Consider the following 23,958-nt stretch of genomic DNA (forward strand, 5'->3'; position numbering starts at 1 on the left):
GCCAATGAAGGGCACTATTAAACATTGAAAGCATTGGGGCAATTAACCCTCAACCGCTAACCCTTTAATTCGCTGACAAACTCATATATTCGAGCAAGCCCTTCCCGCTTCGTGTCCTCCGCTTGAAGGAGCGGCAGAACTTCCTCGATTTTACGGACAATCGCGCTGCCTACGACGACGCCGTCGGCCTGCTTTCCAAACCGCTCTACCTGCTCGCGGCTTGATATGCCGAAGCCTACAGCAATCGGTACCGTCGCGGCCTCTCTGACAGCAGACAAGAACTCGTCGATGCCCTGGTGGAAATCAGCTCGTACTCCGGTAACGCCAAGCGATGAAACGCAGTACACGAAGCCTCGCGCTTTACGCGCGATTCGTGCGACGCGGTCGTGGGAGGTTGGCGCGACAAGCGGAATCAGGTGGATATCCGCTTGCTCCGCCATCGCCCGCACCTCAGTGTCTTCCTCGATCGGCAAATCGGGAATAATAAGACCGCTGATACCTTTATCGACGATAAGCCGGAAAAACCGCTCCAAACCGTACTGGAGAACCGGGTTAAAGTAAGTAAATAATATGAACGGCAGCTCCACGCCGGCCTTGCGGGCATTTTCGGCAGCCTGTATACAATCAACGATTGTAATGCTGCCATGCTTCAGCGCCCGCTCGGACGCCCGTTGAATGACCGGACCGTCCGCAAGCGGGTCGGAATACGGAACACCCAGTTCAACCATATCGGCGCCGGCTTCTTCAAGCGTCTTAATAATTTCAACCGACGTGACTGCATCGGGGTCGCCTATCGTAAGAAACGGAATAAGCGCAGTCCTGCCCTCTTCCCGAAGCTTAGCGAATGCAGCATCAATACGATTAATGGTCATCGCCCGAACCTCCCAGATACCCCATGATTGCCTGCACGTCTTTGTCTCCCCGTCCGGATAAGCTGACCACGATAATCTGATCCTGGCGCAGCGTCGGTGCCAGCTTCATCACCTCGGCAATCGCATGAGCCGATTCAAGCGCCGGAATAATCCCTTCCTTGCGGGAGAGCAGCTGCAGCGCTTCCAGCGCTTCCGCGTCCGTTATCGGCACATATTGTGCGCGCTCGGTATCTTTCAGGTACGCATGCTCGGGACCGATTCCGGGGTAATCTAGGCCTGCCGAGATCGAATGAGCAGGCTGCACTTGACCGAATTCATCCTGCAGCACGTAACTGAGCGAGCCTTGGAATACGCCGTGGCGGCCTTTGGTCATCGTCGCGGCATGCTCCTCCGTATCAATTCCCCTGCCTGCCGCTTCCACGCCGATAAGCCTTACCGACTTGTCTCCGATAAACGGGTAGAACATGCCGATTGCATTGCTCCCGCCGCCGACCGCCGCAACGATATAATCCGGAAGCCGTCCGGCTTCCTTCTGGATCTGCTCGCGCGACTCGTCGCCGATAATACGTTGAAAATCGCGGACGATCATAGGATAAGGATGCGGTCCCGTCACCGAGCCGAGAATATAATACGTATCGTCCACATGGCTGACCCAGTAACGAAGCGTTTCGTTGCATGCATCCTTCAGAGTACGCGTCCCCGACATAACCGGTACGACCTCGGCGCCAAGCAGCTTCATTCGAAAAACATTCAGCTCCTGGCGCTTCGTGTCCTCCTCGCCCATAAATACTTTGCATTCCAGGCCGAGCAGCGCTGCGACAGTGGCGGAAGCAACACCATGCTGGCCGGCGCCGGTCTCAGCGATGATTTTCGTCTTGCCCATTCGCTTGGCGAGCACGCCCTGTCCGATCGTGTTGTTGATTTTATGGGCTCCGGTATGATTCAGATCCTCGCGCTTTAAGTATATTTTAGCGCCGCCCAAATGCTCGGAGAGCCGTTCGGCGTAATAAAGGGACGTTGGACGTCCCGAATATTTATTCAATAAATTGCGGACTTCAGCGATAAAGTCTGGATCCTTCGAATAATGATTGTAGGCTTCTTCCAGTTCAAGCAGTGCGTTCATGAGCGTTTCAGGCACATAACGACCGCCGAATTTGCCGAAGCGTCCGTTACTGTCCGGCACTTGATTCATGCAGCTTCACCCTTTCGACAAAAAGTCGGATTTTTTCCGTATCCTTCACACCGTCCGTCTCGACGCCGCTGGACACGTCCACGCCATCCGGCGTATAGACGTCAAGCAGTTCACCGATGTTGCCGGGATGAAGGCCGCCGGCAACATAGAGCGGAACACCGATTTGTTTCGCCGCTTCCTTGTAGCTGTTTATTTCGTCCCAGGCGAACGGCCGTCCTGTCCCGCCCCCTGCAGTATCGATCAGCACCGCATCGACCGCGCCGAGATACGGAAACAGCCGCGAAGGGCCATCCGACGGCAAGCCCGTCACCGGGAACACCTTCCAGACCTCAACGCCAAGCTCCTTCCGAATAGCCGCGCACAGATCCGCAGACTCCTCGCCGTGAAGCTGCACCACATCGAGCGGCGCCACGGCAAGCAGCTCTCTGAGCTGCTCGAGGGTTGCCCCAACAAAGACGCCGACTGCTCTCGGCGAAAGGCCATCCGGGGTTTGCAGGCTTCGCACTTCGCCAATCAACCTGCCCGCAAGCTCGGGCGATACCCGGCGCTTGCTGTTGGCGAACATGAAGCCGATCTCGTCGACCGGCAAACCGTCCATTGCACGGATCGTCCCGGCATCGCGCAGCCCGCAAATTTTGACCCGTGTGCCGCTGCTGCGGGCAGCCTCGCTATTCATGATCCCGTCACCGGCCCCATAAGCTGCTCAACCGCGGCTCCGACATCATGCTGCCGCATGAAATGCTCCCCGATGAGAACGCCGCTTGCGCCAACCGCTTGCAAATAAGCGATATCGCTCCCGGATGCGATGGCGCTCTCGCTTATGACCGTAACGCCGGGCGGCACTAGACTGATCAGCTGCTCCGTCGTTTTGAGATCTGTTTCGAACGTTTGCAGATTGCGGTTATTAATGCCGACCAGCGTCGCTTTACTGAGTCCGAGTACCGACTCCATCTCTTCCCTGTCGTGCACTTCAATGAGGACGTCGAGACCGATCGATTTGGCCAGATCGTGAAACTCAAGCAGCAGCGACGGGCGAAGAATGGCCGCGATCAGCAGCACCGCGTCGGCGCCGATGACACGCGCTTCGTAAATTTGCCGGTAATCGATCGTAAAATCCTTGCGCAGCAGCGGAAGGTCGACCGCCCCGCGAACCAACGTCAAATATTCGTTGCTGCCCTGAAAATAGTCGCTGTCCGTCAGCACCGAAATGCAATCGGCTCCTGCCGCTTCATAAGTGCGGGCCAGCTCGACCGGATTGAAATCCGGACGGATCAGGCCTTTGGAAGGCGAAGCTTTCTTCACTTCGGCGATAAGGCCCAGCGAACGCTTCTTGTCTTGCGTAAGCGCACGTTCGAACCCTTTGCAAGGCGCGAGTTCCGATATTCGCCTTTCATAGTCGTTTATCGAGAAGCTTTCCGCCAGATCGTCGACTTCTTTACGTTTCGAGGCTACGATTTTATCAAGAAACATAGGTCAGCTCCCTTGTCGTTTCTACCAGCTGCCGCAGCTTCGCTGCAGCTTTTCCGGAATCTATTATCACAGCGGCCGTTTCGACGCCTTCACGAAGCGAAGGGGCAATGCCGCCTACATACATGCACGCGCCCGCATTAGCAAGTACGATGTCCCGGTATGCGCCGCGCTCCAAGCCGTCGAATATGCTCCTGATAATTGAAGCGTTCATTGCCGGATCGCCGCCAACAACTTCCGCGAGCGGCCGGACGGAAATACCGAGCTCCTCGGGGGTAATATCATAAGTCTGCACGGTGCCGCCGCTAAGCTCCGATATTTGAGTCGGCGCCGATATGCTGATCTCGTCCAAGCCGTCATGGCTGCTCACCACCATCGCCCGCTTCAGTCCCAGCTCGGCCAGAACCTGCGCTACCGTTTCCGTCCGTGAGCGGTCATACAGACCGAGCATCTGCCGGTCTGCACCCGCCGGATTGGTCAGAGGGCCGAGCATGTTGAATATCGTGCGGATGCCGATTTCACGCCTCGGACCTGCCGCATGCTTAAGCGACGGATGGTAAAGCTGGGCAAACATAAAGCAAATGCCGATCGACTTCAAGCAATCTGCTGCCTGTTCGGCAGTCAAATTGATATTGACCCCCAGCGCCTCCAGCACATCGGCGCTGCCCGCTTTGCCTGTCATTGCGCGGTTGCCGTGCTTGGCCACCCGGACACCGGCAGCGGAAGTGATAATGGCGGAAGCTGTCGATATATTAAACTTGTGTATGCCGGAGCCCCCGGTGCCGCATGTGTCCAGAAGCCCTTCATGTTCGGTGTGCACATGATTGGAATAAACGCGCATCGCTTCGGCAAAACCGATAATTTCGTCCTTGGTCTCGCCTTTCATCCGCAGCGCGGTAGCGACGGAACCGATCTGTGCATCAGTTGCTTCGCCGCTCATGATAATCCCCATGACCGCCCGCGCTTCTTCCCGGGTCAAATCATTGCCGCCCACTACCAACGCCAGGGCGCGCTGCATCGTCATTGTTTCGTTCGTCACGCTCCGCTCATCCTTTCGCATTCGCGTAATAATCGATATTAATCATATTGACGTTCCGCTCGGCAGCGGGAAATGCCGCTTCTGCGATACGAATCGCCTTGAGCATCCCCTTCGCTTTGTTGACCGTCTCCATATATTCGTTCTCCGGCACCGAATCCCATACGATTCCGGCTCCAGCCTGCATGTACGCCTTGCCGTTCTTGAAGATCAGCGTTCTGATCGTTATGCATGTGTTCAAGCTGCCTCCGAAACCGAGATAGCCGATTGCCCCGGCATAAGCGCCGCGGGCTTCGTTCTCGAGCTCCGCAATGATCTCCATCGCACGCAGCTTAGGCGCTCCGGATACCGTTCCGGCAGGCATACAGGAGGTGAACGCATCGAAGAAATCCTTATCCGCGCGAAGCTTGCCTGATACGTTTGAGACAATATGCATCACGTGCGAGTAACGTTCGATTTCCATATAGGAATCGCACCGGACCGATCCGTACTCCGCTACCCGGCCGATGTCGTTGCGGCCGAGGTCGACGAGCATCAGATGCTCCGCTCTCTCCTTCTCGTCGGCGAGCAGTTCCTTCTCAAGCGCCAAATCCTCCTCCGGCGTCCTGCCGCGCGGCCTCGTACCGGCGATCGGACGGGTCTCCACCCGCTCGCCGTCCACTTTAACAAGAGCCTCGGGCGATGTTCCGACGATCACTTCGTCGTCCATTTTCAGATAATACATATAAGGCGAAGGATTCATCGTGCGCAGCACCCTGTACACATGGAGCGGATCCACTTCCGTCTCGATGCTGAAGCGCTGGGAGAGCACTACCTGGAAAACATCGCCGGCGCGAATATACTCCTTGGCCTTATCCACGTTCGAGAGAAACTGTTCCTTCGTCACGTTTGATGCGACATCGCCAAGATCGGGATCGGCCGGTATCGCACCGCCGGCCATCAGGTTGGTCGGCAGGGGCTGCTGCAGGCGCTCTATCGTCGCTTCGATCTTGGCAACCGTCTGCTCATAAGCGGACTGTATCGAAGCGTCGGTCGCAGCTTGCGGAATATGCACATTGCCGATTACCTGTATCTGCTGCTTGAAGTGATCGAACACGATCACTTGATCGCAAAACATGAATTGGAGGTCGTTCATGTTCAAATCATCGATACGGTGCGGCGGCAGCTTTTCATAATATTGCAGAAGATCATAACCGAAAAATCCGATCGCTCCGCCCGTAAACGGCGGCAAGTCCGGCATCGACGGGCTGCGGAATGAGCGCAGGTGCGCCTTCAGCAGCTCGATCGGCTTATCGCGGAGCACGGTCTCCGTTCCGTGCTGCTCCACAACCATCTCACCATTCTTGCCGCGTACCAGCATGAACGGATCCGTTCCGATAAACGAGTAACGCGCCCATTTGACGCCGCCTTCGACGCTTTCAAGCAGAAAAGCGCGGCGCTCGCGGTAAAAATGCTGGAACAGCCGGATCGGGGTTTCCGTATCCGCCATCACGTTCCGAACGATTGGAATCAAGTTGTACGTTCCAGCAAGCCGAATTACCTGCTGCAGCTCGTTTGTCATACCAATCTCTCCTTAAAGGCATTTTCTTGGATAAACACAGCTTGTTTTAGCATCAACTCAGCAAATAAAAAAACTCCCGCCGCAGCAGGAGTGTTCATGTCGGAAGATGTAACATGAGTGCCGGAACGCGAATTCAAGACATAGTCGGACGCTGACAGCCGTATGGCATGACAAACGTACGATTCGCCGTATAGGAATTCGTGTCATCTCTTCACTTTCGCTCAGCTCTACTCATCTCATCTCACGTCATAAACGCAGCCCTAGCTCTGCTCATCTAAACTCTGACTCTTCAAGTATGAGAACACTATACACCAGCTCGAACAGTCCGTCAATACGTGAATTCCCCGCTGCAGGGGAACAACGACTCTCCCCGGCTTTTGCTGTACTCCGCTATGATTTTGTCAAATCCGGCCGCAGGGCTTGCGCTCCGCCGTAATAGACATGCTCGATCTGACGCTGTGTTTTATCCGTGTTGACAAGCACCATGAGCCGAATGCATTTCTCCAGACTCCCTTTGACCGGCACCTCAAGCGCGCACATAAGCGGAACGAGCTCCCATCCGCCCATTTGACGAATTGCCCGCGCCGGGAATGTCGCGTCAAGGTCACCCGTTACAGTTACGAATACGCTGCATATATCGTCCGGCACAATGCCGTTTTCTTTAACAATGCCGTTCAACAGCTCCACCGTCGCTTGCAGTATCGGCTGTTCCTCATTTACTTCCACTGTGATGGCACCGCGTATGCCCCGAACACTCATGCGAGAGCCGCCTCCTGTTTCAATTGTTCCACAATCTCTCTTACAAGAGCCGTGGATACCGAATTGTTGATCTCAACTTGACCGATTGCGGTTGGGACGATGAAGACCATCGTACCTTCCTGAAACTTCTTATCGTGCATCATTGCATTCATTATCGCACCAGTGTCCAGGTGTGCAGGGAGCCTGACTGGCAATCCGACACGGGACAAGACGCGCTTGGTCACCGTATAAACTTCCTCCGGGGCGCCCAGCCTGACGGCAAGGCGAGCCGAACCGACCATTCCGATGGATATCGCCTCGCCATGCAGCAGCTCCCCGTAGCCTGCCACCGCTTCCAAGGCATGACCGATCGTATGACCAAGATTGAGAATCATACGAAGGTCGTTCTCGCGTTCATCCTGCGATACGACAGCCGCCTTCACACTGCATCCTTTGAAAAGCGCGTAGCCAAGCGCATCAGGATCAAGCGCGCGAAGGCGGTCGGCGTTGTCGTCACACCACTGCACAAATTCGTAATCCCAGATCAGGCCATGCTTTACAACCTCGGATAATCCTGCGCTTACTTCCCTTGGAGGCAGCGTTTGGAGCGTATCCAAATCATAGAGTACAAGCTCAGGCTGGTGAAAGGCGCCGATAATATTTTTGGCGAGCGGGTGATTGACCGCCACCTTGCCGCCGACGCTGCTGTCGTGGGCAAGAATTGTCGTCGGTACCTGAACGAACTTGATGCCGCGCATATAAGCGGCTGCGGCATAGCCGGCAAGATCGCCGACAACGCCCCCGCCAAGTGCCACGATCGTGGACTTGCGGTCCAGTCCTGCCTCCAGCGCCCTGCTAATCAGACTCTCGAAAACGGTCAACGATTTGGAGCTCTCGCCCGCCGGAACGACCACAGATGTCGTCTGGTAGCCGGATACCGCCAGCACCGCCTCCAGCTTTGCGAGATGCCGTCCCGCGATATTATCGTCCGTCACAATCATAACCGGTGATTTCTTGCCGATTCCCTGCTTTGCGAACAGCTCACCGGCGTCGCCGAGCAGCCCTTCCCCGATGAATATCGGATAAGAGCGCTCTCCAAGCTCAACCGTCAATTCACGATATTCGCGCATTAGTATCGCTCCAGTTGCGCCAAATAGTTATTATAATTGGCGCGGATCTCTTCCATCGAATCGCCGCCGAATTTCTCCAGGAACGCCTTCGCAACTTCCCAGGCGACGACATGCTCCATCACGACGCTTGCCGCCGGCACCGCACAGCTGTCGGAACGCTCCACTTGAGCGGTGAACGGCTCTTTCGTATCGATGTCGACGCTTTGCAGCGGCTTGTAAAGGGTTGGGATCGGCTTCATAACACCTCGCACGACGATCTGCTCTCCGCTCGTCATACCGCCTTCGAAGCCACCCAGACGGTTAGATGCACGGTGAAATCCGCGATCCTCCGTGTACAGGATTTCGTCGTGCACCTGCGAGCCCTTCAGAATTCCCGCTTCAAAGCCAATCCCGATCTCGCAGCCCTTGAAGGCGTTAATCGACACGACTGCCTGCGCGATCCGGCCATCGAGCTTACGGTCATACTGAACGTGGCTGCCCAGTCCGATCGGCACGCCTTCCACGATGCATTCTACGACGCCTCCTATCGAGTCGCCTTCCGCTTTAATTTGATCGATATAAGCGGTCATCTTCTCTTCCGTTTCCTTATCAACCACCCGAACCGGAGACTCTTCGGTCAACCGGATGAGCTCTTCGACCGGCAGATCATTGGCCGGAGCTTCGATCTCGCCGATCCGGATAACCTGTCCGGCAACCTTGATGCCGAAGGCCGCAAGGAATTGGCGCGCTACGGCGCCGACTGCCACACGGGCCGCCGTTTCACGGGCGCTGGAGCGTTCCAGCACGTTGCGCAGGTCCTTCAGGTTATATTTCAGGCCGCCGTTCAAATCGGCATGTCCGGGACGAGGACGGTGCACGCGGCGCTTCTCTTCGTCTCCGCCTTCGATCGGCTCGATATTCATAACGGTCGTCCAATGCTTCCAGTCGTTGTTCTCGACAACCAAAGCGACGGGCGCCCCCGTGGTTTTACCGTGGCGAACACCGCCTACTATATTTGCCGTATCCTTCTCGATCTGCATCCTGCGGCCACGTCCATGACCCTTCTGCCGGCGGTGCAGCTGAAAATTCAATTCCTCAAAATCCAATTGCAGGTTGCTAGGCAGCCCTTCAATGATTGCCGTAAGCTGCGGTCCATGCGTCTCCCCTGCTGTCAAATAACGTAAACTCACGCCAAAGCTCCTCCTTCAAACCGAACAACTAAAGGCCGTCGACCCGGTTATATATATCTGCCCAAATATCTTTGCTCATTATAGTATAGCCATGCCGGTTTGACAAGGAATTCAGCGCCGTGTCTCAATAGACGGCAAATGCAAAAAAGCTGTCAGCGACGCGACTGAAGGGTCGCGATTGACAGCTTCCTGGTATTTCACCTTAACCGTTCACCGATTGTTTGCCTGGCAGCGCATGCGGATCGGCGGATAAGTACGGATCGTTGATCAGCCCCGATATTTGACCGATGTCGAGTCCGAGTATTTGCGCGCATTCATGGATGTTTATGATTCCCCGTTTATACGCCGCAATTACCTTTCGCTTGTCCATTACGCACCCCCAAATCTGATTGTTACAGTTAGTATTGGAGAAGTTGGAAAACGATATACGCGGACTTACGCATTCTTGCGGTAAAAGAACGTTTCGGCCGATTCGAATCCGTACTGGGAAGGCGAAAAAATTTGTTCCGTGCTGCCCACGAACAACAATCCGCCGGGACGAAGCGCCTTTGAAAACTTGTGATACAGCTGATGCTTCGCTTCCTCGGTGAAATAGATCATGACATTCCGGCAAATAATGATGTGGAAATCGCTATCGAACTTATCGTTCAGCAAGTTTTGCTGCTTGAACGTTATCGCTTTTTTCAGCCTGTCGACGACTCCGTAATGCTCCTTGTCTTGTTTGGATAAGTATTTATCCATGTAGGCCAGGGGTACGTCGCGGATCGACCGCTCGTGATAAACACCTTGAGCTGCTTTCTGAAGGACCATGCTGTCCAGATCGGTAGCAAGAATGGAAGTGCGGTCAAGCGCTCCAAGCTCGGCTGCGATCATAGCAAGCGTATAAGGCTCCTCGCCGGTAGAGCATGCCGCGCTCCAAAGCTTGATCCGTCCGCCGCCTTGCAGCAGCTCGGGCAGAAACCTTCTCTCCATCGCCTCCCACCGGCTTGGATTGCGCCAAAATTCGGACACGTTAATCGTCATCCTGTCGAGAAATTCGTTCATCAGACCGCCGTCGCTGTTAATTGCGTCCCAATAAGCGGAGAAGCTTTCAAAACCGTGCTTTTGCCTGAGCGTAGTCAAGCGCCTCTTCATCTGAGCTTCCTTGTACTGTGAGAGATCGATCTTTGTTTTATCGTTAATGCGTTTTACAAATTGAACGAAGTCCTTATCCTCCAACCTGCATTCCCCCGCTATCTATGACTGTACCCCGCATTATATCCACTTCTGTATGAGCTGCTCGTATTCGATCAATTCAGGCGGTGAGAAATAGAGTCCGATTTCGCGCTCCGCACTCTCCGGTGAATCCGAACCGTGTATAAGATTGAAATTCGTATGTACTGCGTAATCGGCTCGAATGGTTCCCGGTGCAGCTTCGATCGCATTCGTTTTACCGATCAACGCGCGTGTAAGTGCAATTGCGTTGTCTCCCTGCCAGACCATTGCGAACACCGGTCCGGAAGTAATGAACTGAACAAGCGGCGGATAGAATGGTTTGCCGATATGCTCCGCATAGTGGCGTTCCGCAAGCTCAGGCGAGATCCGCATGAACTTGGCGGCAACCAGCTTTAGTCCTTTACGCTCGAAACGCGACACGATCTCACCGATCAAGCCGCGCTGTACGCCGTCCGGCTTAACCATCAGAAATGTTCTTTCCATCAAATTCTCCCCTTTGCTTCAGGCTCCGCTAATAGTTGCGTTTGGCTACAAAATGTGCGATGTCCGTTAAATTTTTTCGGGCCGGAATGTCCGGCAATCCGCGAAGCGCATCAATGGCTTTATCGATGTAACGGGCCGCCATTGCTTCGGCCGTATGAATGCCGGCACTCTTACGTATTATGTTCAACGCCCGCTTCGTATCCCCTGCTCCGTCGGACTCGCGAATTTTATTTATTTCGATAAGAAGCTTCTCGCGGCCTCCGTCCTCCTGCAGCGCAAGCAGAACCGGCAGCGTAATGTTCCCCTGTCTTATATCGGAACCAGGTGGTTTGCCGATTTGCTTCTCCGTCCCAAGAAGGTCCAGCAGGTCGTCGCGAATTTGAAACGCCATTCCGACATTATAGCCGAACCGGTACAGACGGTTTGCTATATGCCGGTCTGCGCCTGCGGCAATTGCGCCAAGCTGGCAGCTTACCGCAATCAGCAGTGCGGTTTTGCGGCGGATACGAAGCAGATAGCTGCGTACCGACTGCTCCGTGTTGAAGAAATCGCGGATCTGCTCCATTTCGCCGATACACATCTGAACCATAGCTTTGGATAATATTTGATGGATAAGCGGATCATTGAGCTCCGTCACGATCGACAGCGCTTTGCCATATATGTAATCGCCGGTGTACATGGCGATCCGGTTGTCCCACTTGGATTTTACCGTAAGCTGTCCGCGGCGTGTTTCGGCGTTATCAATCACGTCGTCATGGACGAGTGAGGCCATGTGAATCAATTCGAGCGGCACTGCGATTCGCTGCAGCACGTCAAGACGGTATTGCCCGAATTTGCCGGCAAGCAGCACGAACACAGGCCGAATGCGTTTACCGCCCGCTTTAAGCAGATGCGTGGACGCTTCGGTCAGCAGCGCATGGTCTGATGTGACGCTAAGCGCCAATTGTCCTTCGAGGACATCGAGATCGCTCTTCATTTTGGCATAAATATCAAGTAGTTTCATTCGTTCACCTGTAGGGCAGTATGGTCTACAAAAAATTGCATGTGCACCTCGCGGTCCAGTAATCCCAGCCGTTTCGCATAATCGAAATAAAGTGATAGCCCGGCCTGCTCGTCCGTTCCGAAATTATAACTCAGTTCCTGAAAATAACGGCTCCAATATTCGCGCAGACCGCCAAGCTGCGCACATGCCTTCTCAATGAGAGGCTGAGGCTCCCGCATGCTGAGCCTCTTACTGTCCGTTAAGGCGTGCAGCACCGTCGCAACCGCCGCAGGATCGGCCTCCGCCGTTTCTTTGCGAACGGCAAACAGCGCAAATGTCATGCCATAACCGGTCCAACTCCGCCACAGCTCCCCGAGATCGATAACCGTTAACCCCTCGCTGCGCCAGGAAGCGTGAATCGCCGGGTCGCCGATGAGAAGCGCAGCATCCGCTTCCTCCAGCATGCTCTCCAGCGAGGGCTCCATTGTCACATACGAAGGATTGGCTCCATAGTAGAGGGACATAATCATTTTCAGCAGATTGACCGACGTCGCCGAGGTCGCGGTAAGCGCGATTCTCCCGCCGTTCAATACCTGCTTCAGCGGTACCTTCATAAACAGCAATATGGAATTGACGCGCCCTTTGGCGCTCACGGACAAATCCGGAAGCAGTAAATAGTTGTCCGCGTCTTGAGCGTAAGCGAACGAGGACATCGCAGTGATATCTATCAGTCCCTGCTGCATCGCACGGTTCAATGCGGAAGGAACCCTTCTGTCGATGATATAACGGCCTTCAGGCAGCTGCTCCTCAGCATAATGAAATATCGGCCAAACATTAGCATAGTCAATGCGTCCGATGGTGATCGGGCGATTTAGCCCCATGCTGCTCATCTCCCCATCTTCTGTACAAATCGTGATCTATCTGAAGCTGATCAAGCACTTTACCAACAAGAAAATCGACCATATCCGCGATCGTCTGCGGCCCGTAATAAAAGGCCGGCATTGCCGGTATCAGCTTCACGCCCAATTTAGCCAGCGTCAGCATGTTTTCCAGATGAATCGCATGCAGCGGCGTTTCACGCGGCACTGTCAGCAGCTTGCGACCTTCCTTCAGCATAACATCAGCGGCGCGTGTCATCAAATCATCCGAAATGCCATGCGCAATCGAAGCAAGCGTTCCCATCGAACAAGGCATTATAATCATTCCTTCAACCCGAAAGGAACCGCTCGCAATCGAAGCGCCTATGTCCGCATTCGGGTGAAACACGAGCCGGCGCGCTTCCAGCTGCTCTTTGAATACTGCTTCGAGCGCCTCGTGGCGTCTTGCCGTATTCCAGCCAAGCTCTTCCTTCAGCACCCGCCAGCCCGCTTCGGTTATGACGAGATGGACATCCGTCTCCGACGCCAGCAATGCCTCGATCAGCCGGATGCCGTACACTGATCCGCTCGCGCCCGTAATGCCGACAACATAGCGCTTGCGCACCGCTGGGGTTCCGCTCTCTACCATTTGCGAAGCACCACCAAATCAAACAGCGTAAAGACGAACAGGACCGTGCTCAGTACGCCGTTCATCGTAAAAAATGCAGTTTGGACGCGGCTAAGATCGGAAGGCCGTACAATCCAGTGCTCGTAGAATAAGATTGCCGCGGCAATAACGACCCCGAGCAGATAGCCCCAGCTGAGTTGGGTTAGCCAGAACAGCGTCAGAAAACCGGCTGCAGTCACGAAATGGAATGCCCGGGCAAGCCAGAGCGCTCCGGGCAGACCGAAGCGGGCAGGTATTGAATACACGCCTTCCCTGCGGTCAAATTCAAAATCCTGGCAAGCGTAAATAATATCGAAGCCGGCCAGCCAGAAAGCGACGGAAGCATAGAGCAGCCAAGCCGGCAAATCAAAAGCACCGGTCACGGCCACCCAACCGCCGAGAGGCGCAAGTCCAATCGTAAGACCGAGTACAATATGGCAAAGCCAGGTGAACCGTTTCGTATAGGAATACAGTACAAGCATAACAACGGCGATTGGCATCAATTTCATGCACAAAGGATTCAGCTTGGCAGCGGCAATAAACAATATTGCGAACGAAGCAATAATGAACAGCATCACTTCGCCGGTCCGAAGCAATCCGGCCGGTATCGCGCGTCTCTCCGTCCGCGGATTCTGTTTGTCCATCGCCCTGTCGATGACCCGGTTGAGCCCCATCGCCGCACTTCTGGCCCCGATCATAGCCAGTACGATCCAGCCGATTTCGCTCCACTCCGGCAGCCGTTTCTCCATGACCACCGCGCCGAGCAGCGCTCCGATAAAGGCGAATGGAAGCGCGAATATCGTATGCTCAAATTTAATCATTTCCAGAAAAATGCCGAATTTGCGAATCATACTCCGTCCGTTCCCTTCGTTCCGATATGCAGCGCCGCGATGCCGCCGGTCAGCGGATAGGCGCGCACGTTTCGGAGGCCGAGCTCCCGGTAAATTTCCGCCAGCTGATTCAAGTCCGGAAACGCCTTGAGCGATTCGGGCAGCCATTTGTATTGTTCATAACGTTTGGCGAACAACCTGCCGAGCATCGGCAGTATCCGCTCGAAATAAAAATAATAAACCGACTTGAACGGCTGCCAAATAGGCTTGGACAACTCCAGGCATACGACCTGGCCTCCGGGCTTTACCACGCGCTGCATCTCTTTGAGAACTTGCTTAAGATCGGGCACATTGCGAAGGCCGAAGCCGATTGTCGCGTAATCGAATCTGTCGTCCTCGAACGGAAGCTCCATGGCGTTGCCGTGAATGAGCGATATCCGTTCTCCGAGTCCGTCCCGGTCGATTTTCTGCCGGCCGATTTCAAGCATATTCTGGCTGAAATCGAGCCCTACCATCTTCCCGGTTCCGCTTGTGCGGGCGAGCGCTATGGTCCAGTCGCATGTGCCGCAGCACAGATCGATAGCAGTCGCTCCTGGCTTGACATCCATCTTACGCATGGTGAAAGAGCGCCATGCTTTATGTCGGCGGAAACTGAGCAAATCGTTCATGAGATCGTATTTTGGCGCAATGCTCTCGAAGACCGAATGAACATGCTGCTCTTTTGATTTAGATTGTATGATGGTCACCTTCTCTCGCCATGGGCGGATGCTGCAGGCAGTAGCGGACGCAGGAACGTCTCTCCGATTTGAAGCAGCTCTCGTACGAGCTTATCGGATTCAATGCGCGAAGCGACCGCTTGAACATGCGTCACCGAATGTTTCAGCTTATCCGCCAATTGGCTGCGGATGTCATACTTGGCGAGCACCGAGACAACGAACGGGATCTCTCCGGATTTCTCGGTGAGCGTGCGTTTCTCTTCCTCCGTTCCTTCGTGAAGAACATGCCAATAACCCCAGCTGCCTCCGAATCGCTCCGGCTGCTCGCTGCGGTTCAGCTCGTCCAATACGACCTCGCAGCGCCCGAATCCGTGCAGCAGCTCCGACCAGACGCGTATCATTTTATCGTCAAGTATGTCAGTAAAAGCATGAAACAGTTCGGTTTTCAGCTGGACGCATTGATTCAAATAGTCTTCAGCCGTAACTTTAAGCTGTTTCATCCTCATGTAGAGATTCATTTTCAGCTTGTTGACTTCACAGACGCCCTCGCTGATCCGGCGTATCATATCGACTTGTCCGGCTTGCGAAAGCAGCTGGTAAAACCGGCTGCTGAAATAGTCGCCCGCAAGCACTTTGAGCTGGCGGGAACGCATTTCCTTCTCGGGTACCCGGCCGGAATCGGAGTCGATCAAATCGTGCGTATCCATACCGAGCTGTACTAGCGACACGACTAGCGAGTATAGCTCGCTGTGCAGCAGCGGTGTGCGCTGATTGGCCAAAAATGCGAAAAGCAGCCGTATCCGTGAATCCGGAAAGTCGGGCAGCTCAGTGTACGCTTTAATCATATCGTATTCCACGTACTTCTTGGCTAATTCAGGTATTCTGTTAGGTTTCATATTGGTCAAGCCTCCGGACAGATCAGCGAAAGTCTTGCTGTTCTATAATCTAAATTATTATAGCATTTTGTTCGTCGTTCCGCTACAAGCCGGGCGTTACGACGACACGGCGCAGCCTATGATGACGGCCCGATCTCGCCCGGGGAAGCGGCATGAGGGTTGCCGTCTTGCCCGGAGAACGAAAACCGCAGCCGCTGCCTCCACACCGCATTCGAGAACGGATTGGCCTCACCCAGTTTTGACAGCTCGAAAGCCAGCCATTTGTCCGTCCTTCTGATATCGGTGGCGGCAACGACCCTCGGGCCAGCCCCGGTTCCTTCGACCGATACGTCCTGCTGGACGAAGCGTACCAGAACCCGGCTCACGTTATCGGTTTGGACGAAAGCCAGATAGAGCAGCCGCTCCATGTCTTCCATCCATGCTCTAGTATTATTCCCCTTCCCGTCGATTGCTAAATCAACCGACAAAACAGCCTGCTTCCAGGCCACTTTTTTTAACTGCAGTTGTAATTGCAGACCGATCATGGAGTCGACCAAGTTGCCGGTGCTGAGCCTTTTTACCGGAGCCGGGCGAAAAACGGCCACATCCGTTCCCTGTGTCCGGCCGTCCAATTGGGGCATTACCGACAGCAGCACCGTAACAGCCGCCGTTACCGCTGAAGCAAGGAGAAGCCTTTTCCATATGGACATCACGCAACGCCTCCGTACCTGAAATTCCTTCTCCTTATAGTGTACAAACTAAAAAAGCAGGCTATGCCTGCTTTGATCATTAGTCTTCCGTGTCGACCGTGCCATACTTCGTCAAAACGGTTGCCTTGCCGCGAATTTTAATCGCCGATGTATGATCGGTAAACTGGCAGATCAGCACTTCACCCTTGTCCAGCTTCTCGGTATGGTGAAATTTCGTGTCTTGTCCTCGGGTAAGCCCGATTACCTGCACCCCTTGGGCCTTCGCCTTCACGACGATGTAATCGCCCTGCAAGTCATTCATGATACCGACCTCCTTAAATTTAAAAAACTGCCTCCCGAACGGATCGCTCAGGACGGCAGTTATGTCTTCATATGAAAAATGGTCGGGTGTACCGGATTTGAACTGGCGACCTCTACCACCCCAAGGTAGCGCTCTACCAAGCTGAGCTAACACCCGACAAGCACAGCTGCATATGCAGCACCCGTGAACCGCAAAGCCCAGTCTACTGGAATTGCACCCGATTGTCAATAGGATTTGGATGAAAAACGTCCGAATGCTCATGCATCCGGACGTTATCGTCGGCTTGCGACGTATTATGAATTGGAGCAAAGATCTTTAAGCGATTTACCTGCTTTAAAGGCCGGGATTTTGCTGGCCGGGATATCAATCTCCTGACCTGTTTGAGGATTCCGTCCTTTACGCGCTTCACGGCTTTTCACCTCGAAGTTTCCGAAGCCTACCAGCTGCACCTTATCCCCGCCTTGCAATGCGTCGGAGATGGCATCGAATACGGCGTCAACCGCTTTGGAAGCGTCTTTCTTGGAAAGGTCAGTCAATTCGGCCACTTTCGCAATCAGTTCCGTTTTGTTCAATTCTTTCACCTCCCCTGACGATTCTTCATAAGCACATCATTATCATTCTGTTTTACCGAAACCTGAGAAAATATACCTGCAGGCTTAGCGCAAACCATATCGCCGGGCAATGGTAACAACGACGATTGTCGCTCTCTCATCAGAATTTGGATAAGTGTGCAGCTCTTGCATACTGAACCACGAACAGATTTATAGTAATACAGCGCCTATAGAATTTCAAGGGGCTGGGTGCGTTTTGCCGTGATAAGACTAGGTTTTTTATGATTTCTTACGGTTCAGGTGTATGAATGTGACCGCTAGAGCCAGTACAAGCACACTTCCTTTAATAATATCGTTCGTATAATACTGCAGGTTCATGATCGTCATACCGTTGAGAAGAACACCAATCAGGACCGAACCGAAGAATGTCCCGATCACATTGGGGCGTCCCGCACCCAGTACCGAATAGCCAACGAATACGGCTGCTACCGATTCCATCAGCAGCGAAGCGCCCGCATCCACCTGACCGGTACCTACTCTCGCGGCAAACAGAATGCCTCCAACCGCGGCAAATAGTCCGGAAGCGACATAAGCCGCAGTCCGGATGCGTTTCACCCGTACTCCCGATAGCCGGGCAGCTTCCTCGTTGCCCCCCGTCATCTGCATCTGCCGGCCCCAGCGCGTATAGGTGAAAAACAGATGCACGAGAACAACGGCTATGATCATGAGAATGACAGGAACCGGAATTCCCAGCCATTTGCCCTGACCGAGCCATAGAAACTGTGGGCTGAAAGCACCGGGAGCCACAGTACCGTCCGTCAGCTGCATGTTGTTGTAAATGGAATAACCCTTGGTAAAGGTTTTATGGATACCCGCCACAATGTACATCACAGCCAGAGTCGCGAGCAGGTCTGGAATGCGTATCTTGACGATAAGCAGGGAGTTGATTAAGCCAACCGCCGCCCCAATGAGCAGGGGAACTACGATTACGACGAACAGAGGCTGCTCATACCAGACCATCAGTGCTGCGGCTACGACAGTTGTAATCGAGACGGTGGAGCCGACCGACAGATCAAAGCCGTCGACAGTGAGCGAAAAGGTAACGCCGATCGCTACAAAAGTAACGATGGAGATCGATCGCAGGATATCCGTCAAGTTGCTGTAAGTAAAGAAATGCTCGTCCCAAAGAGAAAAAAATAAAATGACGATGCCGATTACGAGAATCGAGCCGTATTTAAACGAAAGTTCCATCACTTTGCTGTTCATGCCGTTGCATCCTTTCCTCCGCTCGCATAGAAAAGCAGCTGCTCCCCAGTCGCTTCCCCCCTCGAGAAAGACGCGACAAGACCGCCGTCGTACATAACCAGAAAACGATCGGCAATGCCTAGCGCTTCCGAAAATTCGCAGGTCAGGTAGACAATGCCCTTCCCTTGGCTGGCAAGATTTCCGATGATTCGGAATATATCGCTTTTCGCGCCGATATCGACGCCTTTTGTCGGTTCATCGAAGAGGAAAATGTCGGCTTCCGTCGAGAGCCATTTGCCGATCGCAACCTTCTGCTGATTGCCGCCGCTCAAGTACATCGTCTTCTGGGCCGGAGAGGCGGTCTTGATGCCAAGCCTTTCAATGATGGAGGAAGCGTTCCTCTCTTCCTTCGTTCCGGAAAGGAAGCCAAGCCGCGAGAGCGACTTCAGAAGCGGCAGACTGAGATTGCGCTGGACGGACTCCTCTATCAAAATACCATGCTTGCGGCGCTCCTCCGGAACAAGAGCCATGCCTCCGCTAATGGCTGCGGACGGATCCGCAGCTGTAATCTCCCTGCCGTTTACACTGACCTTGCCGCTGTCCTTCCGGTCTGCTCCGAACAGCAATCTTGACAGCTCCGTTTTCCCGGCGCCGACCAATCCGACGATCGCGACGATCTCGCCCGCTTTCACATCAAAGCTGACATTGCGCACTGCATTCGACCTCGTTAAGCCGCTCACTTCGAGCACGGTATCGCCGATCAACGCCTCCGCCTTCGGAAATTCCTGCTCAAAGCTTCGTCCAAGCATAGCTTCAATGACATTTTCCATACCGGTATCCGCTGCTGCCGTCGTCATGATATGACGCCCATCCCGCATCACGGTTATTTTGTCGCATATCCTGAATACCTCCGGAAGACGGTGAGTGATAAAAATACAACCGATTCCCGCCTCGCTCAGCTGCTTGATGACAAGGAACAACCGCTCAGCCTCTTCAAGGCTGAGCGGTGCGGTAGGCTCGTCAAACACAACGTACTTTGCCTGTTCCGTTAGCAGACGGGCGACAAGGACAAGCTGCTTCTCGGCCAGCGTCAGCTCGTCGACCCTTTTCCGGACGGGAATCCGGGATCCGAGGCGGGCCAGAACGTTCTCCGCTTCACGATGCAAGCTTCCCCAACGCAGCCATAAAGGGCCTCCGCGGGATGAAATTCGATCCAGCATAATATTCTCAGTGACCGTCAGCCTTGGTACTAACGCAGTGTCGATTTCCTGATATACGCAGTGGATGCCGTTTGCTTTGGCGGCTTCCGGCGTTCCGGTGTTTATCGCCTTCCCGTCGATTTCTATAGTTCCGGCGTCAGCAATATAAGCGCCTGATAATATCTTCATCAACGTGCTTTTGCCCGCGCCGTTTGCCCCGAGGAGGGCGTGAATTTCACCGGCGTTGACTGTAAAATCCACGTCACTCAGCGCCTTAACGCCGGCAAAAGCCTTGACGATGCCGCTCATTTTCAAGCTGCCTTCCATCCCCATGCAGCACCTCCTGACTCATTACTGAAAGTGTATCGCGGCAGTGATATTACTTGGAGCCTTCAAGCTGCTTCAACCATTCCGTATTGCCCTGTTCACTACTGCCCCAACCTTTGACATACTTGTCAAGCTGCGCTGTATTTACTTTTTCAGGAGGTTTTGGCAAATCCTCCCGCTTCACGAAGGAAGGGCTGAGGACGACAATGTCTTCGGTCTTGTCGCCATGGAACTTCTGATAAAGATAACGAACCTGCACGCGCCCGATCGATTTAGGATCGACAGCGGCTGAAGCGACCCACGGGCTTGCCGGATCTTGAATCATTTGCAAATCCTCATCGCTCATATCGATGCCGTACACTTTAATTTCGGTGCGCCCTGCTTGTTGAATCGCGCGGGTGGCCCCTTTTGCGAATTCGTCCCAAGATGCCCACACTGCGGTAATGTCGCCTTTATTCGGATACTTGCGAAGAATAGCTTCCATCTGGGTCTGCGTGTCCAGCGCCGGATTGGTGGCATTGCCGAAAGCGGCTATTTCTTTAATATCCGGATATTTGTCCAGAAAAGCTTTATAAGCGATTTGACGGCGTTCCATCGGGGCAAAGCCCGCTACCCATACCTTGACGATGGTGCCTTTACCCCCGGCATCCTTGGCGAGCTGCTCCAGCGTCATTTCCGCCATTTTCTGATCGTCCTGCTGAAGTACGGTCACGCCGGGAACTTTGATATCCGCATCGAAAACTACCACCGGAATTTTCTGCTCGACGGCTTTCTTGACCCCCGCATCCAGCGCTCCTGCTTGGCCGTGATCAATAAGGATTCCGTCGAAGCCCTGGTTTACCGCAGCATCCAGATTGGAAGCCATCTTGGCCAGGTCGCCGTCGGAAGCGAACACCTGCACCTCCCCGCCGAGCTTGCCGGCTTGATCCTTCACGCCTTCAATATACTGGGACGAGAACGTCCCCGTATTAAATTGCATGATAAGCGCAATCCTTTTCCCCTTAAGGGAGGCTTGTCCATCCTGTGGATTCGTTTGAGAGGCGCTGCCGGCCGGATTGTTCTGCTCAGTACCGCCGCTCCCGGTTTTTTGCTGTCCACAAGCGCTTATTACGAGCAGCAGTGCGGCCAAAAGTAAGATAACAGATGATTTACCCCATGATTTCATTTCTTTTTCTCCTTCGTCAGATCTATGAATTTTTGATAATGATTATATTACCACCTTTCCTTACTATGTCAATCGGATTTATACAAATTAAAAAGAGGCACGCCTCAGCGCGCCCCTCTTACCCTTACAATATAATGGCGATCAATCCGCCTGAGCCTTCGTTAATGATTCGTCCAAGCGTCTCCTGCAGCTTATAGCGGGCGTTGTCGGGCATCATGGCTATTTTACCCTGAATGCCTTCGCGGACAATGGAGTGCAGCGATCGGCCGAAAATATCCGACTCCCAAATTTTGATCGGGTCGTTCTCGAAATCCTGCATCAGATAACGGACCAGCTCTTCGCTTTGCTTCTCCGTTCCGATAATCGGAGCAAATTCGGATTCCACGTCTACACGGATCATATGGATTGAAGGCGCGGTAGCCTTCAGCCTGACGCCGAAGCGGGACCCCTGCCTGATCAACTCCGGCTCGTCGAGAGCCATTTCGGCAAGCGACGGCGCCGCAATGCCGTAGCCTGTCGTTTTGACCATTTCCAGTGCTTCGGAGAATCGGTCGTATTCCCGCTTGGCATGCGAGAACTCCTGCATCAGCTGCAGCAAATGGTCTTTTCCGCGGATTTCAACGCCGACCACTTCCATCAAAATTTGATCGTACAGTTCATCCGGAGCGTAAAGGTCGATTTCCGCGACCCCTTGCCCCATGTTCATGCCGCTTAGGCCCGCCCTGGCGATAAATTCGTATTCCATAAACTGCGAAACAACACGGTCCACGTCGCGCAGCCTTCTGATATCCTTCACGGTATCGCGAACGGAATTTTCATAATTGCTGCGCAGCCAATGATTGTCGTTTAGTACCATTACCCAGCTCGGCAGGTTAACATTAACTTCATGGACCGGGAACTCATAGAGCACTTCCCTCAGAACCGACATGACGTCCTCTTCGCCCATCGTGGCAACGCTGAGCGTCATTACGGGAATGTCGTATTTGGTCTGGAGCTCGCTGCGAAGCTGCAGCGCTTCATCGCTGCGCGGCCGCGTGGAGTTGACGATAAGGACGAATGGCTTGCCGACCTCTTTCAGCTCGTTGATGACCCGCTCTTCGGCATCCACATAAGAGCTCCGCGGAATTTCCGCAATGGTTCCGTCTGTCGTGACGACGACGCCAAGCGTCGAGTGCTCCTGTATCACTTTGCGCGTACCGATTTCAGCGGCTTCCTGGAATGGAATCGGTTCTTCGAACCATGGGGTCGTAATCATCCGCGGCCCGTTCTCGTCCTCGTAACCTTTCGCTCCGCTGACCGCATAACCGACGCAGTCCACGAGCCGGACATTTACGTCCAGGCCTTCCGACACCCGGAGCTGTACCGCCTGATTCGGTACGAATTTCGGTTCGGTTGTCATAATCGTCTTGCCGGCCGCGCTTTGCGGCAGCTCATCAATAGCTCTTACCCGATCGGCATCGTTCGTGATGTTCGGCAGAACAACCGTCTCCATGAACCGCTTGATGAAGGTTGATTTGCCTGTGCGGACCGCACCGACGACGCCGAGGTAAATATCCCCGCCGGTTCGTTCGGCTATGTCCTTGAAAATGTCCACTTTCTCCACTGAATATCCCCTCCCAATCGAATTTCGCCTGTACATGGACGTACCGTTACTGCCGCGTTTTCCTCCTGCTGCGCTCGCCGCCTGAAGTTCGCCGCCATCCGCCGTGCCCTTGAGCAGGTCAGCGACGCAACTCGTACATGATTTTGGACTAGTAATATCTTATTGTGCGTTCGTCCCAATTATGACGACAAAGCAGATGAAATCTTTCGATTTTCCAAGTTTCCGGTTCCGGCCTTCCAAGATTGAGATATATGAGAGAAATCCGCAGTCTATGCCTTGAATATGAAAAAATCCCCCTCTCGCCATATAGGCGCAAGGAGGATACAGCGTGTACTCTATTTAAAAACCGCTTGCGGCTCACCGTTAACGAGACGGTATACCGTGGATTTAACAGGCACGAAATCCGAATGGTCCACGAGGAGCGCGCGCAGGTCCTGATCCGGCTTCAAACCGCCAGGCTGCTTAGCCAGAGCTTGCATGATATCGCTTCCGTAATCGATGTAAACATTGCCTTTTCCGTCCATCATGGTGGATAACGTTTGGCCTGTATACATGCTGCGGATAGCGGGCTCCCGTTTATCAAGCTTACTGTAATCTATGCGTGTAAAACCGGGATACGCCGTTTCTCCGGAGGGAAGATCGCCTCCGTGGGAACCCGAATAAACTTTCAAGGCTGCCTGGATATCGTTCACCTGCTGATAGATTGCGAGATTCATCAGCTTCACGGTGGGGTCGGTTTCCTCGTTAATAATCAGATAGTAATAGCTTCCGCCTTTCTCGTAAGCGGTCGCAGGTATTTCGGACAAATAGTCCATACGCAGCAGCTTGTCAAAATCAATCTGATATTTCTCATAAAGAGGTGTGTCCGGGTTACTGTTCCGTATTGGAAGAAGGCCGGTGTCCTTCTTATATTGGTCGATCACGGCCTGAACGTTAAGTATGGCGTCCTTTGGCGGCCTCTGATTCTGACCCGGCTGATCGTTCGGATACATGCAGCCGGGCAGCACAACTGCCAGCAGCATTATTATGAAAGCCGAAGCCGCATTTTTCATCCAGTTTATCGTCAT

General features: G+C 53.8%; 26 protein-coding genes and 1 tRNA gene. All 27 read right to left on the minus strand.

Annotation, left to right across the window (positions count from 1 at the left end):
- Nucleotides 1-56 precede the first annotated feature (56 nt).
- The gene (trpA, locus tag KZ483_RS18700; RefSeq protein WP_220353534.1) at nucleotides 57-866 is read right to left on the minus strand and encodes a tryptophan synthase subunit alpha; all 810 of its coding nucleotides are present in this window, start codon (nucleotides 864-866) and stop codon (nucleotides 57-59) included.
- Complete coding sequence (trpB, locus tag KZ483_RS18705; RefSeq protein WP_220349100.1) at nucleotides 862-2,064, minus strand: tryptophan synthase subunit beta; 1,203 nt, start codon at nucleotides 2,062-2,064, stop codon at nucleotides 862-864. The genes trpA and trpB overlap by 5 nt, the downstream gene beginning before the upstream one ends.
- Nucleotides 2,042-2,740: a phosphoribosylanthranilate isomerase gene (locus tag KZ483_RS18710; RefSeq protein WP_220349101.1), complete on the minus strand. Its 699-nt coding sequence runs from the start codon at nucleotides 2,738-2,740 to the stop codon at nucleotides 2,042-2,044. Before KZ483_RS18710 ends, trpB begins: the two co-directional genes overlap by 23 nt.
- Complete coding sequence (gene trpC, locus KZ483_RS18715) at nucleotides 2,737-3,534, minus strand: indole-3-glycerol phosphate synthase TrpC (RefSeq protein ID WP_220349102.1); 798 nt, start codon at nucleotides 3,532-3,534, stop codon at nucleotides 2,737-2,739. Before trpC ends, KZ483_RS18710 begins: the two co-directional genes overlap by 4 nt.
- Nucleotides 3,524-4,555: an anthranilate phosphoribosyltransferase gene (gene trpD / locus KZ483_RS18720; RefSeq protein ID WP_397376216.1), complete on the minus strand. Its 1,032-nt coding sequence runs from the start codon at nucleotides 4,553-4,555 to the stop codon at nucleotides 3,524-3,526. The genes trpC and trpD overlap by 11 nt, the downstream gene beginning before the upstream one ends.
- A 22-nt stretch (nucleotides 4,556-4,577) precedes the next feature.
- Complete coding sequence (trpE, locus tag KZ483_RS18725) at nucleotides 4,578-6,128, minus strand: anthranilate synthase component I (RefSeq protein WP_220349104.1); 1,551 nt, start codon at nucleotides 6,126-6,128, stop codon at nucleotides 4,578-4,580.
- Nucleotides 6,129-6,518: 390 nt separating this feature from the next.
- Nucleotides 6,519-6,887, minus strand: a complete 369-nt coding sequence (aroH, locus tag KZ483_RS18730) for a chorismate mutase (RefSeq protein ID WP_220349105.1) — start codon at nucleotides 6,885-6,887, stop codon at nucleotides 6,519-6,521.
- Complete coding sequence (gene aroB / locus KZ483_RS18735; RefSeq protein WP_220349106.1) at nucleotides 6,884-7,996, minus strand: 3-dehydroquinate synthase; 1,113 nt, start codon at nucleotides 7,994-7,996, stop codon at nucleotides 6,884-6,886. Before aroB ends, aroH begins: the two co-directional genes overlap by 4 nt.
- Nucleotides 7,996-9,165, minus strand: coding sequence for a chorismate synthase (gene aroC, locus KZ483_RS18740; RefSeq protein WP_220349107.1), 1,170 nt, complete (start codon nucleotides 9,163-9,165; stop codon nucleotides 7,996-7,998). Before aroC ends, aroB begins: the two co-directional genes overlap by 1 nt.
- Nucleotides 9,166-9,367: 202 nt before the next feature.
- The gene (locus tag KZ483_RS18745; protein WP_220349108.1) at nucleotides 9,368-9,535 is read right to left on the minus strand and encodes a hypothetical protein; all 168 of its coding nucleotides are present in this window, start codon (nucleotides 9,533-9,535) and stop codon (nucleotides 9,368-9,370) included.
- A 65-nt stretch (nucleotides 9,536-9,600) separates the two neighbouring features.
- Nucleotides 9,601-10,383, minus strand: coding sequence for a CheR family methyltransferase (locus KZ483_RS18750; RefSeq protein WP_220349109.1), 783 nt, complete (start codon nucleotides 10,381-10,383; stop codon nucleotides 9,601-9,603).
- Between the two features lie 36 nt (nucleotides 10,384-10,419).
- Nucleotides 10,420-10,863, minus strand: coding sequence for a nucleoside-diphosphate kinase (gene ndk, locus KZ483_RS18755; RefSeq protein ID WP_220349110.1), 444 nt, complete (start codon nucleotides 10,861-10,863; stop codon nucleotides 10,420-10,422).
- 28 nt (nucleotides 10,864-10,891) lie between these two features.
- On the minus strand, nucleotides 10,892-11,866 hold the full coding sequence (locus tag KZ483_RS18760; RefSeq protein ID WP_220349111.1) for a polyprenyl synthetase family protein: 975 nt from the start codon (nucleotides 11,864-11,866) through the stop codon (nucleotides 10,892-10,894).
- Nucleotides 11,863-12,726 (minus strand): menaquinone biosynthesis protein, encoded by an 864-nt coding sequence (locus KZ483_RS18765; RefSeq protein ID WP_220349112.1) that lies wholly within the window; start codon nucleotides 12,724-12,726, stop codon nucleotides 11,863-11,865. Before KZ483_RS18765 ends, KZ483_RS18760 begins: the two co-directional genes overlap by 4 nt.
- Nucleotides 12,689-13,351, minus strand: a complete 663-nt coding sequence (locus KZ483_RS18770; protein ID WP_220349113.1) for a UbiX family flavin prenyltransferase — start codon at nucleotides 13,349-13,351, stop codon at nucleotides 12,689-12,691. The genes KZ483_RS18765 and KZ483_RS18770 overlap by 38 nt, the downstream gene beginning before the upstream one ends.
- Entirely contained in the window at nucleotides 13,345-14,220 is an 876-nt protein-coding gene (locus tag KZ483_RS18775) for a UbiA-like polyprenyltransferase (protein ID WP_220349114.1), read from the minus strand. The genes KZ483_RS18770 and KZ483_RS18775 overlap by 7 nt, the downstream gene beginning before the upstream one ends.
- A complete protein-coding gene (locus tag KZ483_RS18780; RefSeq protein WP_397376217.1) occupies nucleotides 14,217-14,936 on the minus strand; it encodes a demethylmenaquinone methyltransferase in 720 nt (239 codons plus the stop codon). The genes KZ483_RS18775 and KZ483_RS18780 overlap by 4 nt, the downstream gene beginning before the upstream one ends.
- Nucleotides 14,937-14,941: 5 nt before the next feature.
- Nucleotides 14,942-15,811: a heptaprenyl diphosphate synthase component 1 gene (locus KZ483_RS18785; RefSeq protein ID WP_220349116.1), complete on the minus strand. Its 870-nt coding sequence runs from the start codon at nucleotides 15,809-15,811 to the stop codon at nucleotides 14,942-14,944.
- Nucleotides 15,812-15,927: 116 nt separating this feature from the next.
- Nucleotides 15,928-16,500, minus strand: coding sequence for a hypothetical protein (locus KZ483_RS18790; RefSeq protein ID WP_220349117.1), 573 nt, complete (start codon nucleotides 16,498-16,500; stop codon nucleotides 15,928-15,930).
- Between the two features lie 79 nt (nucleotides 16,501-16,579).
- Nucleotides 16,580-16,801 (minus strand): trp RNA-binding attenuation protein MtrB, encoded by a 222-nt coding sequence (gene mtrB / locus KZ483_RS18795; RefSeq protein ID WP_220349118.1) that lies wholly within the window; start codon nucleotides 16,799-16,801, stop codon nucleotides 16,580-16,582.
- 79 nt (nucleotides 16,802-16,880) lie between these two features.
- Nucleotides 16,881-16,957 (minus strand) — tRNA-Pro (locus tag KZ483_RS18800).
- A gap of 137 nt (nucleotides 16,958-17,094) precedes the next feature.
- Nucleotides 17,095-17,373: an HU family DNA-binding protein gene (locus tag KZ483_RS18805; RefSeq protein ID WP_220349119.1), complete on the minus strand. Its 279-nt coding sequence runs from the start codon at nucleotides 17,371-17,373 to the stop codon at nucleotides 17,095-17,097.
- Nucleotides 17,374-17,631: 258 nt separating this feature from the next.
- Entirely contained in the window at nucleotides 17,632-18,618 is a 987-nt protein-coding gene (locus KZ483_RS18810; protein WP_220349120.1) for an ABC transporter permease, read from the minus strand.
- The gene (locus KZ483_RS18815; protein ID WP_258881326.1) at nucleotides 18,615-20,129 is read right to left on the minus strand and encodes a sugar ABC transporter ATP-binding protein; all 1,515 of its coding nucleotides are present in this window, start codon (nucleotides 20,127-20,129) and stop codon (nucleotides 18,615-18,617) included. The genes KZ483_RS18810 and KZ483_RS18815 overlap by 4 nt, the downstream gene beginning before the upstream one ends.
- A gap of 46 nt (nucleotides 20,130-20,175) precedes the next feature.
- Nucleotides 20,176-21,288, minus strand: coding sequence for a sugar ABC transporter substrate-binding protein (locus KZ483_RS18820; RefSeq protein WP_220349121.1), 1,113 nt, complete (start codon nucleotides 21,286-21,288; stop codon nucleotides 20,176-20,178).
- A gap of 124 nt (nucleotides 21,289-21,412) precedes the next feature.
- On the minus strand, nucleotides 21,413-22,891 hold the full coding sequence (gene spoIVA / locus KZ483_RS18825) for a stage IV sporulation protein A (RefSeq protein WP_220349122.1): 1,479 nt from the start codon (nucleotides 22,889-22,891) through the stop codon (nucleotides 21,413-21,415).
- 335 nt (nucleotides 22,892-23,226) lie between these two features.
- The gene (locus KZ483_RS18830; protein WP_220349123.1) at nucleotides 23,227-23,958 is read right to left on the minus strand and encodes a DUF3939 domain-containing protein; all 732 of its coding nucleotides are present in this window, start codon (nucleotides 23,956-23,958) and stop codon (nucleotides 23,227-23,229) included.

The organism is Paenibacillus sp. sptzw28 (genome assembly GCF_019550795.1).
Classification (GTDB): Bacteria; Bacillota; Bacilli; order Paenibacillales; family Paenibacillaceae; genus Paenibacillus_Z.

Excerpts from the sequence above, each read along its gene's own strand:
- KZ483_RS18745 (WP_220349108.1), bottom strand. The coding sequence starts at position 9,535 with ATGGACAAGCGAAAGGTAATTGCGGCGTATAAACGGGGAATCATAAAC.
- trpD (WP_397376216.1), bottom strand. The coding sequence starts at position 4,555 with ATGACGATGCAGCGCGCCCTGGCGTTGGTAGTGGGCGGCAATGATTTG.
- ndk (WP_220349110.1), bottom strand. The coding sequence starts at position 10,863 with ATGGAAAGAACATTTCTGATGGTTAAGCCGGACGGCGTACAGCGCGGC.
- KZ483_RS18820 (WP_220349121.1), bottom strand. The coding sequence starts at position 21,288 with ATGAAATCATGGGGTAAATCATCTGTTATCTTACTTTTGGCCGCACTG.
- mtrB (WP_220349118.1), bottom strand. The coding sequence starts at position 16,801 with ATGAATGACTTGCAGGGCGATTACATCGTCGTGAAGGCGAAGGCCCAA.
- KZ483_RS18810 (WP_220349120.1), bottom strand. The coding sequence starts at position 18,618 with ATGAACAGCAAAGTGATGGAACTTTCGTTTAAATACGGCTCGATTCTC.
- trpB (WP_220349100.1), bottom strand. The coding sequence starts at position 2,064 with ATGAATCAAGTGCCGGACAGTAACGGACGCTTCGGCAAATTCGGCGGT.
- KZ483_RS18790 (WP_220349117.1), bottom strand. The coding sequence starts at position 16,500 with ATGTCCATATGGAAAAGGCTTCTCCTTGCTTCAGCGGTAACGGCGGCT.
- KZ483_RS18710 (WP_220349101.1), bottom strand. The coding sequence starts at position 2,740 with ATGAATAGCGAGGCTGCCCGCAGCAGCGGCACACGGGTCAAAATTTGC.
- aroH (WP_220349105.1), bottom strand. The coding sequence starts at position 6,887 with ATGAGTGTTCGGGGCATACGCGGTGCCATCACAGTGGAAGTAAATGAG.
- trpE (WP_220349104.1), bottom strand. The coding sequence starts at position 6,128 with ATGACAAACGAGCTGCAGCAGGTAATTCGGCTTGCTGGAACGTACAAC.
- trpC (WP_220349102.1), bottom strand. The coding sequence starts at position 3,534 with ATGTTTCTTGATAAAATCGTAGCCTCGAAACGTAAAGAAGTCGACGAT.
- KZ483_RS18830 (WP_220349123.1), bottom strand. The coding sequence starts at position 23,958 with ATGACGATAAACTGGATGAAAAATGCGGCTTCGGCTTTCATAATAATG.
- KZ483_RS18770 (WP_220349113.1), bottom strand. The coding sequence starts at position 13,351 with ATGGTAGAGAGCGGAACCCCAGCGGTGCGCAAGCGCTATGTTGTCGGC.
- KZ483_RS18775 (WP_220349114.1), bottom strand. The coding sequence starts at position 14,220 with ATGATTCGCAAATTCGGCATTTTTCTGGAAATGATTAAATTTGAGCAT.
- KZ483_RS18760 (WP_220349111.1), bottom strand. The coding sequence starts at position 11,866 with ATGAAACTACTTGATATTTATGCCAAAATGAAGAGCGATCTCGATGTC.
- KZ483_RS18765 (WP_220349112.1), bottom strand. The coding sequence starts at position 12,726 with ATGGGGCTAAATCGCCCGATCACCATCGGACGCATTGACTATGCTAAT.
- KZ483_RS18785 (WP_220349116.1), bottom strand. The coding sequence starts at position 15,811 with ATGAAACCTAACAGAATACCTGAATTAGCCAAGAAGTACGTGGAATAC.
- aroB (WP_220349106.1), bottom strand. The coding sequence starts at position 7,996 with ATGCGCGAATATCGTGAATTGACGGTTGAGCTTGGAGAGCGCTCTTAT.
- KZ483_RS18815 (WP_258881326.1), bottom strand. The coding sequence starts at position 20,129 with ATGGGGATGGAAGGCAGCTTGAAAATGAGCGGCATCGTCAAGGCTTTT.